The following is a 13,600-nucleotide window of genomic DNA, read 5'->3' as shown; positions in this document are numbered from 1 at the left end:
ACGGCGTGCACCGAGGCGCACCGGGTGGAGACCATGCACGTCGGCACCCTCACCGGCCCGGGCGCCGAGGGCGCTACGCCCCCGCAGCCCGGCTCGGCCGGCATGCGGGCCGCGCAGACCGGGTGTGACACGGCGGTCAACAAGGCGGTGGGAGCCGACTGGCGTTCCGGGCGGCTCGGCCTGACCGTCGTGCTGCCGTCGCCGCAGGCCTGGTCGGGCGGGGCCCGCTGGTACCGCTGCGACGTCACCGAGATCGCCAGCATCGACGACACCGCTGTCGACCTGCGCACCGGCAGCCTTCGGGGCGCGCTCTCCGGAGCGGCCCCGCTGGCGTACCGCTGCTTCAACCCGAAGATGGTCAAGGACGACATCGACGAGATGGCGCCGGTCTCCTGCACCGCCAAGCACCACGCCGAGTTCGTCGGCGTCTGGCAGGCGCCGGACACCAGCTACGCCGAGTTCACCCGCAGCACCAAGCGGACCCACCGGGCCTGCCAGACGATGATCGCCAAGTACGCCAGGGTTCCGGACAACTCCCAGCTCGACTTCCGCGCCGGCACGATCTACTACCAGCCGTACGAGGAGGAGTGGCGCAACGGGAACCGGGGCGTGCAGTGCTTCCTCTGGATCTCCGACCGGAACCTGACCCGCTCGATGAGGAACGCCGGCACCAAGGGCCTTCCGGTCACCTAGGGCCTGTTTCACAAGGACTGGCCGGCCTCCGGCGGGCCCGGACGACGACCGGCGGCGTTGCGTCCGGCCAGCCGGGTCACCGACCGGCCGGACGCGTGGAACGGGTCAGCCTCGGCGCAGGACGGCGAGGAACATCGCGTCGGTGCCGTGGCGGTGCGGCCAGAGCTGCACTGTCGGTCCGTCGCCGAGACCGGGCATGCCGGCCGGCAGCAGCGGGCGGGCGTCCACGAAGTCGACGGCAACCCCGCTACGGCGGGCCGCCTCGGTCACCGTCACGTGCGTCTCGACGGTGTGCGGCGAACAGGTGACATAGGCGACCAGACCACCCGGGCGAACCGCCCGCAGCGCCGCGCCGAGCAGTTCCCGTTGCAGCCGGGTCAGCGGCGGCAGGTCGGACGGTTGGCGACGCCAACGCGACTCCGGCCGACGACGCAGCGACCCCAGCCCGGTGCACGGCGCGTCGACCAGCACCCGGTCGAAGTGCTGCTCCGGCAGCTTCGGGTCGCCGCCGACCTCACGGCCGTCCATGGTCAGCACGGCCACCGGCAGGTCCCGGGTCGCCAGGGAGACCAGCCGGGCCCGGTGCTCGGCGACCTCCACCGCCGTCACCCGGGCACCCCGCTGCGCGGCCAGCGCGCCGAGCAACCCGGCCTTGCCGCCCGGGCCGGCGCACAGGTCCAGCCAACGCCCGTCCGGGCCGTCCAACGGCGCGTCGGCGAGCGCGGTGGCCACCAACTGGGAGCCCTCGTCCTGGACGTGGGCCCGGCCGTCGACCACCGCCGGGATGTCGCCCGGCGACCCGCCGGGAAGATAGACGGCGTACGGCGAGAAGGCACCTGGCGCACCGCCGACCTGGTCGGCCAGCTCGACCGGGTCGATCAGCCCGGGCCGGGCACACAGGTGCACCGGCGGACGCTCATTGTCCTCGATCAGGAGGCGCTCCGTCTCACCCAGATCGCCGCCGAGCGCCTCGGAGAAGGCCCGCACGATCCACTGCGGGTGGCTGTACGCCAACGCGAGGTGCCCGACCGGGTCGGTCTCCATCGGTGGGGCGAGCTTCGCCACCCAGGCGTCCGCGTCACGGCTGGACACCTCGCGCAGCACCGCGTTGGCGAAACCGGTAGCGCCCGGTGCGACCGAACGGACCAGGTCCACAGTCGACGAGACCGCGGCGTGCGCCGGCACCCGGGTGTGCAGCAGTTGGTACGCCCCGAGCCGCAGCGCGTCGCGTACCGGCGGGTCGATCCGGGCCACGTCCCGGCCGGCCGCGTCGGTCAGGATCGCGTCCAACGTGCCCAGGTGGCGCAGGGTGCCGTAGGTCAGCTCGGTGGCGAAGGCCGCGTCCCGACCGAACAGCCCCTCCTCCCGCAGGATGATGGGCAGCACCAGGTTGGCGAACGCGTCGTCCCGGTGCACCGCCGCCACCGCCTCGTAGGCGGCGCGGCGCGGTCGGTCCAGCGGTGGTCGGACCGGGCGGCGATCCCCGCCACGGCCGGTCGACGGGCCGGAGCGCGTCGGTCGGGTTCCCTCCGGTGCCGTCACGCGAAGTCCTCTCCAGTGCCGACCCGGACGCCGCGCGCCCAGTCGGTAGCGTCCATCGCCCGCTTGCCCGCGGCGCGGACCTCGCCGAGACGTACCGGCACTGTCGCCGTGCCGACCAGCACCCGGGACTTCTCCACCAGCAACTCCCCCGGCTTGAGCTCGGGGCCGTCCGGCACCGGGACGACCGGGCCGAGCTTCACCCGCTCGTCGCGGAACGTGGTCCAGCCGCCCGGCGCGGGCGTGCAGGCCCGGATCCGCCGATCCACGGCGAAGGCCGGGTCGGTCCAGCGCACCCGCGCGTCGTCCACCGTCAGCTTCGGCGCCAGCGACACCCCGTCGGCCGGCTGAGGCTCGGCGCGGGCGGTGCCGTCGTCGATCGCGTCGAGCACCGCCACCAGCAGCCCGGCGCCGGAATCGGCGAGCCGCCCCAGCAGGTCCCCGGAGGTGTCGGCGGCGCGGATCTCGTCGGTCAGCGTGCCGTAGACCGGGCCGGTGTCCAGGCCCTCCTCCAGCTGGAAGACGCTGGCCCCGGTCAGCTCGTCACCGTGCAGCACGGCGTGCTGCACGGGTGCGGCGCCACGCCACGCGGGCAGCAGCGAGAAGTGCAGGTTGATCCAGCCGTGCCGGGGGATCTCCAGAGCCGCCGGCGGCACCAGCGCGCCGTAGGCGACCACCGGCACGCAGGCCGGCTCCAGCTCGCGCAGCCGGTCGAGGAACTCCGGCTCGCGGGGGCGGGCCGGCGTGAGCACCTCGACGCCGTGCTCGTCGGCCCACGCGCCGACCGGGGAGCGGGACAGACCCCGTCCGCGACCGGCGGGCGCGTCGGGCCGGGTGACCACGGCCACCAGCTCGTGTCGGGAGGCGGCGACAGCGGCCAGGGCGGGAACGGCGACGGCCGGCGTACCGGCGAAGATCACGCGCATCCGGGTCAGCGCCCCAGACCGAAGGGGTCGCTGATGTGCGGGCTGAGCTTGACAGTGGGCGGGGCCGAGGCGTCGTACCACTCGGCCTGGCGGATCGCCTTCATGGCTTCCTTGCGCCCCTCCGGGTCCAGTCGGTCCAGGAAGAGCACACCGTCGAGGTGGTCGGTCTCGTGCTGCACGCAGCGCGCCATCAGGCCGGTGCCGACGATCTGCATCGGGTCGCCGAACGAGCTGAAGCCCTTGGCGACGACGTTCTGCCGACGCTTGGTGTCGAAGTAGAGCCCGGGGATGGACAGGCAGCCCTCCGGGCCGTCCTGCTCCTCCTCGTCGGGGAACTCCAGCACCGGGTTGATCAGGTGCCCGAGGACGTCGTCGACGTCGAAGGTGAACACCCGCAGGCTCACACCGAGCTGCGGCGCGGCAAGGCCGGCGCCGTTCTGCTCACGCATCGTGTCGGTGAGGTCGGCGACGAGCCGACGTAGCTCGGCGTCGAAGTCGACGACCGGATCGGCCGGCGTGCGCAGCACCGGATCCCCAAACAGACGGATGGGCTGGACGGTCACGCGGGACGGCTCCTTCTTCGGGTGGACGAGCGGTGCCGTACCAGTCTACGGAGTGCCCGGCCGGGCGCCGGGCGGCGCACCTCGCTCAACCACCGCCGGTGTGCCCAGCGTCACCGGCGAGTTCCCCGGCCAACAGCTCCCGCACCCGCTCGGCGTCCGGGTGGCCGAGATCGTCGAGGATGCCCAGGGCCCGCCGCCAGGTACGCGCGGCGCCGGCCGCATCCCCCACCGCCTGTCGACTCTCGCCGAGCCGGGACAGGGTGTCCGCCTCGTCGTAGCGGTCGCTGACCCGCCGGTACAGCCCGAGGGCCCGCTGGAAACAGCTGATCGCCGCCCGGTGGTCGGCCAACCGGGCGTGGATGAAGCCGAGGCTGTCCCAGGTGTTCGCCTCACCGTGCCGGTCGCCTGTCGTCCGCAGCAGCGCCAACGCCTCCCGGCAGTGCCCGAGCGCTGGCTCGTACCGGCCGATCTGGGCGTACGCCCACCCCACCGCGTTGCGGGCGCTGGCCTCCCCGGCGACGTGTCCGGCGGCCCGATACAGCGCCAGCGCCCGCTCGCTCTGTTCCAGAGACTCGGCGTGCCGGCCGAGCCCGTCGAGCATCGCGCCGAACGCCCGGTGGGTGCGCGCCTGCCCGGTGTGGTCACCCAGCTCCGCGAAGATCACCAGGGCTTGCCGGTAGTTCCGCGCCGCCTCGTTCACCCGACCCAGCCGGGACAGCACCCGGGCGAGGTCACGGTGGGCGTTCGCCTGCCCTGGTCGGTCGCCGGCGCGCTGCGCCCCGGCCAGGGCGTTGCGCTGGGCCACGGCCAGGTCCGGCCACCGCCCCCGGCGCTGCAGGAAGTCCACCAGTGTCCAGGCCAGCTGCCACGCATGGCCGTCGAACCCGGCCCGCCTCGCGTGGGCGACCGCCGCCAGCAGCACCGGATACTCGACGCTGAACCAGGCGAGCGCCTGACCGAGGTCGGTGATCTCCTCGGGCAGCACACCCGGTGCGGCGGCGGTGAGGGTGACCGGGTCGCGACCCGGTTGCAGCAGCAGCGCCGCCGCGTGCGCGGTGTGCAGGTAGTGGTCCAGCCCACGCCGGATCGCGGCCCGCCGGGCCTGCTCCGGTTCGAGACGTTCGACCTGCTCGGCCGCGTACGCCCGGAGCAGGTCGTGCGCGCCGAACCGGCCGGGGGCGTGCTCGGTGACGAGATGCGCGTGGGCCAGCTCGGCGAGCAGTCGGGGCACCTGGGCCCGGGGCAGCCCGGCCAGGCTGGCCGCCGCGGCGAACCCGATGTCAGGTCCGGGATGGCAGCCGAAGAGCCGGAACAGGCGGGCCGCCGCCGGGGTCAGGCTCCGGTACGACCAGGAGAAGACGCCCTGCACGTCGGTGCCGGCGTCCCCTCCGTCGAACGAGTCGAGTGGTCGCGGTGCCGCCCGGAGTTCGGCCGCGAGGGTGGCCAGCGGGAACGTCGGCTTCTCCGCACCTCTCGCGGCGAGCACGGCCAGCGCCAGTGGCAGCCGCGCGCACCGCTCGATGATCTCGTCCACCGCCTGCGGCTCGGCCGCCAACCGGTCCATGCCGAGTCGCCGGGCCAACAGTTGCCAGGCCTCGGCGGTGCTGAGCAGGTCGACGCCGATCGGCCGGGCTCCTTCGGCGGCGATCAGGCCGGCGAGCCGGTTGCGGCTGGTGACCAGAACCAGGCAGTTCGGGCTGCCGACCAGCAGGGGCCTGATCTGGTCGGTGTCGCGGGCGTTGTCCAGCAGCACCAGCATCCGGCGGCCGGCGAGCAGGCTGCGGTAGAGGCCCACCTGGGCGGGCAGGTGGGTCGGGATGCGTTCGGGTGGTACTTCAAGGGCCTCCAGGAAGCCTCGGACCGCCTCGGCGGCCGTCACCACCGTTGCGGTGGCGTCGAACCCGCGCAGGTCGACGTAGAGCTGGCCGTCCGGGAAGCGATCGGCGACCCGGTGCGCGAAGTTGACGGCGAGGGTCGTCTTGCCGACCCCGGCCGTACCGGACAACGTCATGACGGTGACCGACGCCACGCCATCGTCCCCGGGCGCCACGGCGCGAGCGCATTCGGCATCGAGCTGAGCGAGTTGGGCCGCACGCCCGACGAACCCGGGCAGCGCCGGGGGCAGTTGGCGGGGAATCGGGAACCGGGGGGACGTGGCGCCGGCACGTGGGCCGCCGGCCCGGACCCGCGCCACCGCCCGTCCGGTGGTGGCGTGGTCGCGGTTCGGGCGTCGACGCCGCTCCTCGACCCGGTCCCGCGCGGTGGCCAGCACCCCCTGCTCGGCGGGGGTGGCCCCGAGCAGCCGGATGAGGGCGTCGAACCGCTCCGGCGGCGGCAGGATGTTGCCGGCGAAGTACTCCCCGATGATCCCGCGCGACCAGCCGGTCTTCGCGGCCAACTGCCGGTATGTCAGCAGGGTCTCGCCCTGCTGCCGGGCTTCGCGGCGGCGCAGCTGGCGCAGCAACCCGGCCAACTCGGGCAGTGTCTGCGCCTGGGTGCCGGCGCGGGCCAGCTCTGGTGACCCATGTGACGTCTGATGAGTGCCGGAAGGTACCCACTGCTCAGACATGCGACCCCCACCCCCGTCATCCGGCCCCCCGGAGACGCAGGGGCAGGGTAATTCCGGGTCGGCGCCACTCGATAGACGGCTGCCAATGTATGACAGTTCCACTGCGGACCGTTCCCCCGTCCGGCGGTGTCCAACGGTGTCCAGCCCCGTCCAGGATCCGCCCCGTGGCGTCGATGCCCCTGCCACCGTCCTGGTGCGGGCTCGGCCCGCTCCACGATCCCTGGGGGAAGAGGTACCCGATGATCCGTCCACACCCGACCACCCGGCGTCCCGTGGCGATGCTGCGTCGCGTCGCCGTCGCCGCGATCGGTCTCACGCTGCTCGCAGCGGGCGTGACCGCCAGCCCGGCCACCGCCGCACCGGGCGGCAAGGCCGCCACCACCGGATCCTTCGTCGACAGCACACCGGTCCCCGGCGGCTTCGCCTCCTGGTCGGAGCTGCTCCGGTTGCAGCAGCGAATGAACACCGCCGCCGCGCGGATCACGAACGCGGCACAGCGCAGCGCGAACTCCGGCTTCGCCGGCATCGTCGCCGACCCCACCACCCGCCAGCTCCAGGTCTACTGGAAGGGCGAGCCGCCCGCCAACCTGGTGGCCACCGCCCGGGCCACAGTCGCCACCCAGGTGCTGCCCGCCGCGTACTCACAGCGCGAACTCATCGTCGCGGCCGACCGGCTGCGGGCCGCGGCCGGCAACAAGATCACCACGGTCGGGCCGCGCGCCGACGGCGCCGGCCTGCTCGTCGGCACCCAGGACGGGCTGCTCGGCGCGACGGCTCTCGCCGGCGTACCGGTGACAGTGCAGACCAGGGTCGCCGCCGCGCCGGCGACCCGATGGGACGACACGGCGCCGTGGTGGGGCGGTGCCGCCTGGCGCAACGCCACCACTGGCGGCGGCTGCTCGACCGGCTTCGGGGTCTTCCAGGGCGGGGCGGCGCGAATCCTCTCCGCCGCGCACTGCGGCAACATCAACAACGTCGCGACCGACCCGACCGGGCAGGCGATGGGCATCGTCGGCACCCGCAACGCCGGTACCGACACCCTGCTTCTCTCCGGCAGCTCGGGCGGTCGGGTCTTCAACAACAGCACCGATGCGGCCGGCAACGTGGTCAGTGAGTTCAGCAACCAGGTGATCGGCGCTTCGGCCAGCCAGGTCGGCAACTTCGTGTGCACCTCCGGCGCGTACTCCGGCACCCGCTGCTCGATCCAGGTGAAGGCCCGCAACCTCTGCATCAACGTGCGCGACTTCGGCACCGTCTGCGGCCAGGTCCAGGCGGAGAACACCACCGGCACCAACGCCGTCGGCCAGGGTGACAGCGGGGGCCCGGTGGAGATCGTGAACGCGGCGAACACCCTCCAGGTCTGGGCCACCGGCACCAACACCGCCATCGACGACACCAACACGACGACGGCCTGTACCGGCTACCGCCCCAAGGGCCGGGTCTGCGCCTGGCGGTTCTACTACGAGGACATCTTCTCCGGCATGGCCGGAGTGGGCGCCTCAGGCGTCGTCCTCGGCTGAGCCGTCTCGGCGACCGCCGTACGACTCGGTGGCCGGGCCGGCGCGCGTATCCCGCGCGTCGGCCCGGCCTCGCGCTGGGTTCAGACGCTGGCGCCCGGGTCGCCCGCGAGCACCGCGTCGCCGCGGAGCAGGGCGGGCTCGGGCAGCGGCAGTTGGATCTTGTGGGCCGCCTCCCAGTCGTAGATCAGGCCGGGGCGCACCTGGGCGGCGAAGTAGTCGATCGCTGTCATCCCACCCACTACCGGCTCGTCGACCTCGGCGACCAACTGGGCGGGGACCAGTGAGAATCCGTTCTGCAGAGCGGCGCTGAGGCGGCGGTGACCGTCGACGACGAAGAAGTACTCGCCGGTGAACCCGATCTTCAGCGGTTCGAGGGCCTCGTCGCCGGCCTCGGCCACCCCACCGACGAAGTCGGTGTCCCACAGACCGCGCAGGGTGGCGATGTCCTCGGTCGGGTAGACCCGGGCCGGGTCCAGCAGCAGCAGCGGCGGGGCGTCGCGCAGCACCTCGGCGCCGAGCGTGCCCTCGTACGCGGCCACGATGTGCTCGATCACCTCGGCGGCGGACGCCCGGGTGGTGTCGCAGATCAGGTCATAGTTGCGCAGCCGGGCCTTGTCCACCCCGTAACGGATGATGAACCGGCTGCGCTCGCTCGAGCTGCGCTCCCGGAGCTTGGCCTTGGCCTCGTCCAGGGAGGCGTAGCTCTCCGCCGGCCCGGAGGGGCGGGCGAGCACCCGACGGGCCGCCTCGCCCGGCTCGGTGATCATGTGCACCTTGAGCGCGTCGGTGAAGAAGTGCCAGGCCAGCCGGGAGTCCATGATGAGGCGCTCACCGGAGGCGGCGATGTTCCGCTGAAGCTGGTCGACGTAGCCGTCGACGGCCTGGTCCAGCTCGGCGTGCAGGTTGAGCTGCAGCGCGGTCATCTGCCGCTGCTGCGCCATCTCCCGGTAGAGGTCCCCCACGCTGACCCGGCGCATGCCGAGCCGCTTGGCGATCTCGACCGACACGGTGCTCTTGCCGCTGCCGAGGTCGCCGTTGAAGACGATCGATTGTCCAACGGTCACGACTGGTCCACCCCTGCTCACCGGCTCATTGACATCATCGACCTCGCGCCCGACCGACGCGTTCCCGCCATCGTCGCGCCATCCCGCGCCGGCTCCAGCTCGGCGCGGCTGACGCCCCCTCGCGACCTGGAGCCCGTCGTACGCCCTGGCATGACGGGCGATGCTACCACTCGGGCGCCACCGCTTTGCCGGACGCGGTGTGCGAGGGCCCTCGGCGGCGGGCGAGGTCCGCGACCATCGGCACCGGCCGAAACACCTCAGAACAGGCTCAGCGGATCGACCTGGAGACGAACCGGATCGGCGGCCTTGCGAGCGGCCCGGACGCCGGCGGCCGAGTGCAACGCCTCGGCGAGCGCGGCAGCCCGGGCCCGGGGCACCCGGACCAACATCCGCTCCCGGCCCTCCTCGGCCGGCACCGGCCCGAGCACCTCGGCGTCGTCGGGCAGTCGGGCCGCCGCCAGCAGGTCCGCCACCGCCTCGGCCGCTCCTGTGACGCTCGCCATTCGCACTGCCGGCGGGAAGCCCAGCTCGCGGCGCTCGGCCAACTCCCGACCGGCGAACCAGCCTGCGTCCCAGCGCAGCAGCGCCTGCACGGGGGCGAGCGCGCCGTCGGCGACCACCACCACCCGCCCGGCCGGGGCCGGGCGGGCCAGCGCCGCCGCCGCCAGCCACCGGCGCAGGGCCTCCTCGCCGGCGCGCAGGTCGGCCCGGGTCAGCAGGGCCCACGAGTCGAGCAGCAGCACCGCGCCGTAGCCGCCCTCTGCGACCGGCTCGGCGCCCGGGGTGGCCACCACCAGGGACGCGCCGCCGGGCACCTCGGTCAGCACCTCCTCGCGCCCCGAGGTGCGCACCGACACACCGGGGAACGCCCGGCCCAGCTCCTCGGCGGTACGCCGGGCGCCGGTCACCGCGGCCCGCAGCCGCCGCCCACCGCACTCCGGGCAGGCGTACGCGGCCGCCACCCGGGCGCACCACCGGCAGGCCGGGGTGCCGCCGGCCGAGGGCAGCGCGAGCGGGCCGGCGCAGTGCACGCAACGGGCCGGGGTACGGCACTCGGCGCAGGAGATCGACGGCAGGTAGCCACGGCGGGGCACCTGCACCAGCACCGGCAGGTCCTGCCGGAGCGCGTCGCGGGCAGCCGTCCAGGCCAGGCTGGGTAGCCGGGCGGTGGCTGCCCCGGGGTCGCGGGCCAGTTGCGGGTCGTCCCCGGTCGGCGCGATGGCCGGGATCCGCGCCCGCACTGTGGCCCGGTCGGCGACCACCTCCGGGGCCCAGCCGGTCTCCACCAGCAGCTGCGCCTCGGCCGTCCGGGCGTACCCGCCGATCAGCGCGCCGGCCTCGGCGAGGTGGGCGCGGGTGAGCAGCACGTCCCGGGCGTGCGGGTAGGGCGCCCGGGGCTCGGAGTGCAGGTCGTCACCGTCGTCCCAGACCGCGACGAGGCCGAGCCGGGCCACCGGGGCGAACATCGCCGCCCGGGTGCCGATCACCACCGGCACCTGGCCACGGCGAGCGGCGAGGAACGCCCGGTACCGCCGGGCTGGGCCGAGCGCGGCGGAGAGGCTGACGTGTCGCCCCGGGCCGAGCACGCCGGTGAGCGCGGCGTCGAGGCGGTCCAGGTCACGCGCGTCCGGCACCACGACCACAGCGCCGCGCCCGCCGGCGACGGTGGCCGCCACCGCGTCCGCGTAGCGGGCCGCCCAGTCCTCACCGGGCAGCGCCGACCAGACCGCGCGGGGCGCCCGGCCGTCGGTGAGCGCCCGCAGCAGGGCCGGGCCGGTCGGGTAGTCGCGCCACCCGCGCGGGTCGACCGCCCCGGTGGGGGCCGCCGGGGCGGGCTGTTCGTCGCGGGGCTCCTTCTCCACCCGCGCGTGCCGGGGTGGCACGGCGAGCCGGAGCACGTCGGCGAGGCTGCCCGCGTACCGGTCGGCGACAGCCCGGGCCAGCCGGGCGACCTCCGGGGCCAGCACCGGCTCCGGCGAGACCACCTTCTCCAGGTACGCGAGGCGACCGGTGTGCCCGGAATCGTCGGCGCGTGACAGCAACCAACCGTCGACGAGTTGCCCGGCGAAGCGCACCTTCACCCGGGTACCGGGCACCGCCACCTCGTCCAGCTCCGCCGGCACCAGGTAGTCGAACGGCCGGTCCAGGTGCGCCAGTCCGACATCCACGCAGACGCGCGCGACCGGCGACCCGTCCGCGGGTCGCCGGTCGCTGCGCTTGGTGGCGGTCAGGCTCCCGCGGCCGACTTGAGGTCGGCGGCCCGGTCGGTGCTCTCCCAGGTCAGGTCGGGCAGCTCCCGGCCGAAGTGGCCGTACGCGGCCGTCTGCTGGTAGATCGGGCGGAGCAGGTTGAGGTCCCGGATGATCGCGGCCGGACGAAGGTCGAACACCTCGGTGACGGCCTTCTCGATCGAGGAGACGGGCACGGTCTCGGTGCCGAACGTCTCGATGAACAGGCTCACCGGGTGGGCCTTGCCGATGGCGTAGGCGACCTGCGCCTCGCACCGCTCGGCCAGGCCGGCGGCGACCACGTTCTTGGCGACCCAGCGCATCGCGTACGCGGCCGAGCGGTCCACCTTGGACGGGTCCTTGCCGGAGAACGCGCCGCCACCGTGGCGGGCGTACCCGCCGTAGGTGTCGACGATGATTTTGCGGCCGGTCAGCCCGGCGTCGCCCATCGGGCCGCCGATCTCGAACCGGCCGGTCGGGTTGACCAGCAGCCGGTAGCCGTCGGTGTCCAGGCCGAGGCTCTCCAACTCCGGGGCGATCACGTGGTCGCGCACGTCCGGGGTGAGCAGCGAGTCCAGCGAGATGTCGGCGGCGTGCTGGCTGGACACGACAACGGTGTTCAGCCGGACCGGGCGCAGCCCCTCGTACTCGATGGTGACCTGGGTCTTGCCGTCCGGCCGCAGGTACGGGATCGTGCCGTCCTTGCGCACCGCCGAGAGGCGGCGGGCCAGCCGGTGGGCGAGCGCGATCGGCAGCGGCATCAGCTCGGGCGTCTCCGAGCAGGCGAAGCCGAACATCATGCCCTGGTCGCCGGCGCCCTGCGCGTCCAGCGCGCTCTCCGACGCCCCGGTGCGCAGCTCGAAGGCGTTGTCCACACCCTGCGCGATGTCCTCGGACTGCGCGCCGATGGAGACACTGACCCCGCAGGAGGCGCCGTCGAAGCCCTTCTTCGACGAGTCGTAGCCGATGTCGAGGATGGTCCGGCGGACGATCGTCGGGATGTCGGCGTACGCCTTGGTGGTCACCTCACCGGCGATGTGCACCTGACCGGTGGTGATCATGGTCTCCACCGCCACGCGGCTGTGGGGGTCCTCGGTCAGCAGCGCGTCGAGGATGCCATCGCTGATCTGGTCAGCGATCTTGTCCGGGTGGCCTTCCGTGACCGATTCGGACGTGAAGAGACGGCGTGTCACGGCACTCCTAAGCGTGTGAGGTCGTTCCGCGGCAGTCTAATCACCACTGCGGCCGGTGTCGGGATCGGTCGCGCTCTGTTCCACCCGTCAGGAGCGGCCGGGTAGCCGCGCCACGACGAGATCCCAGACGGCGTCGGCCACAGCTTCCTTGGCCTGCTCGGGCAGCCGGCTGACCGAACCGTCCGCGCCGATGACCGTCACCGTGTTGGTGTCGGCGCCGAAGACCAGGTCCGGGCCGACCTCGTTGATCACGATCAGGTCGGCCCGCTTCCGGGCGAGTTTCGCCCGGCCGTTGGCCTCGGCATCGCCGGTCTCGGCGGCGAACACCACCAGCACCTGCCCTGGTCGTTTGCGCTGGCCGAGCTCCGCCGCGATGTCCGGGTTCGTGACGAGCTCGATGGTGGGCGCGACACCGTCGTCCGACTTCTTGATTTTGCCAGTCGCGTACGTCGCGGGCCGGAAATCGGCCGGAGCCGCCGCCATCACCACCGCGTCGGCCTCGACGGCGGCCTTGACGGTCGCCTCCCGCAGCTCGGCGGTGGTGCCCACCCGGACCAGGTCGACGCCGGCCGGGTCGGCGAGGCCGACGTTGGCCGCGATCAGTGTGACCCGGGCACCCCGGGCGACCGCCGCGCGGGCGAACGCGTACCCCTGCTTGCCCGACGAGCGGTTGCCCAGGAAACGCACCGGGTCGAGGGGCTCGCGGGTGCCACCGGCGGTGACGACCACCCGGCGACCGGCCAGGTCGGCGGGGGCGGAGTCGCCGCGGGCCAGGAGCCGGGCGGCGACGGCGAAGATCTCCGCCGGGTCCGGCAGCCGACCCTTGCCGGTGTCGGCGCCGGTGAGCCGGCCGACGGCGGGCTCGATGACCCGGACCCCCCGGGAGCGCAACGTGGCGACGTTGGCCACTGTGGCGGGGTGCTCCCACATCTCGGTGTGCATGGCCGGAGCCAGCAGGACCGGGCAGCGGGCGGTCAGCAGGGTGTTGGTCAGCAGGTCGTCGGCGAGGCCGTGGGCGGCCTTCGCGAGCAGGTCGGTGGTGGTCGGCGCGACCACCACCAGGTCGGCCTGCTTACCGAGCCGGACGTGCGGAACCTCGTGGACGTCGGTCCAGACGTCGTCGGCGACCGGTTGACCGGAGAGCGCGGCCCAGGTCGGCGCTCCAACGAAGCGGAGCGCCGACGCGGTTGGCACGACCCGAACCCGGTGACCCGATTCGGTGAAGAGTCGCAGCAGCTCGCACGCCTTGTAGGCGGCGATGCCGCCACCGACCCCGAGGACGATCGAGGCGGACATCGGCCAGCG

Annotated in this window: 10 protein-coding genes; 2 read left to right on the top strand and 8 right to left on the bottom strand. The window is 73.8% G+C overall.

Translation table 11 applies throughout. The annotated features are described in order from the left end of the window. A partial coding sequence (locus NIE79_RS19035) for a septum formation family protein (RefSeq protein ID WP_238679840.1) occupies positions 1-693 on the top strand: 693 nt, incomplete at its 5' end. Positions 694-798: 105 nt separating this feature from the next. Here NIE79_RS19035 and NIE79_RS19030 read toward each other — a convergent pair. From NIE79_RS19030 to NIE79_RS19015, 4 genes are all read right to left on the bottom strand, one after another. Next, entirely contained in the window at positions 799-2,277 is a 1,479-nt protein-coding gene (locus NIE79_RS19030; protein ID WP_274524325.1) for an RsmB/NOP family class I SAM-dependent RNA methyltransferase, read from the bottom strand. Beyond that, complete coding sequence (gene fmt / locus NIE79_RS19025) at positions 2,232-3,158, bottom strand: methionyl-tRNA formyltransferase (RefSeq protein ID WP_238679838.1); 927 nt, start codon at positions 3,156-3,158, stop codon at positions 2,232-2,234. The genes NIE79_RS19030 and fmt overlap by 46 nt, the downstream gene beginning before the upstream one ends. 5 nt (positions 3,159-3,163) lie before the next feature. Next, positions 3,164-3,721 carry a peptide deformylase gene (gene def / locus NIE79_RS19020; protein WP_112584591.1) on the bottom strand — a complete coding sequence of 186 codons (558 nt, stop codon included), beginning with the start codon at positions 3,719-3,721 and terminating at the stop codon, positions 3,164-3,166. 85 nt (positions 3,722-3,806) lie between these two features. Continuing rightward, the gene (locus NIE79_RS19015; RefSeq protein ID WP_238679837.1) at positions 3,807-6,290 is read right to left on the bottom strand and encodes an ATP-binding protein; all 2,484 of its coding nucleotides are present in this window, start codon (positions 6,288-6,290) and stop codon (positions 3,807-3,809) included. A 239-nt stretch (positions 6,291-6,529) separates the two neighbouring features. Here NIE79_RS19015 and NIE79_RS19010 point away from each other — a divergent pair, with 239 nt between their 5' ends. Next, a complete protein-coding gene (locus NIE79_RS19010; protein ID WP_238679836.1) occupies positions 6,530-7,810 on the top strand; it encodes a hypothetical protein in 1,281 nt (426 codons plus the stop codon). An 80-nt stretch (positions 7,811-7,890) separates the two neighbouring features. On the opposite strand, the gene NIE79_RS19005 is transcribed toward NIE79_RS19010, so the two are convergent. From NIE79_RS19005 to coaBC, 4 genes are all read right to left on the bottom strand, one after another. Further along, entirely contained in the window at positions 7,891-8,874 is a 984-nt protein-coding gene (locus NIE79_RS19005) for an AAA family ATPase (protein WP_238679835.1), read from the bottom strand. 257 nt (positions 8,875-9,131) lie between these two features. Continuing rightward, positions 9,132-11,105 (bottom strand): primosomal protein N', encoded by a 1,974-nt coding sequence (locus tag NIE79_RS19000; RefSeq protein ID WP_274524323.1) that lies wholly within the window; start codon positions 11,103-11,105, stop codon positions 9,132-9,134. After that, the gene (metK, locus tag NIE79_RS18995; RefSeq protein ID WP_091401916.1) at positions 11,102-12,295 is read right to left on the bottom strand and encodes a methionine adenosyltransferase; all 1,194 of its coding nucleotides are present in this window, start codon (positions 12,293-12,295) and stop codon (positions 11,102-11,104) included. Before metK ends, NIE79_RS19000 begins: the two co-directional genes overlap by 4 nt. A gap of 87 nt (positions 12,296-12,382) precedes the next feature. Next, positions 12,383-13,591 carry a bifunctional phosphopantothenoylcysteine decarboxylase/phosphopantothenate--cysteine ligase CoaBC gene (gene coaBC / locus NIE79_RS18990; protein ID WP_238679833.1) on the bottom strand — a complete coding sequence of 403 codons (1,209 nt, stop codon included), beginning with the start codon at positions 13,589-13,591 and terminating at the stop codon, positions 12,383-12,385. Positions 13,592-13,600: the final 9 nt, after the last annotated feature.

This window comes from Micromonospora trifolii (assembly GCF_022229005.1).
GTDB lineage: Bacteria > Actinomycetota > Actinomycetes > Mycobacteriales > Micromonosporaceae > Micromonospora > Micromonospora trifolii.
This window is presented reverse-complemented; position numbering and strand designations above follow the sequence as displayed.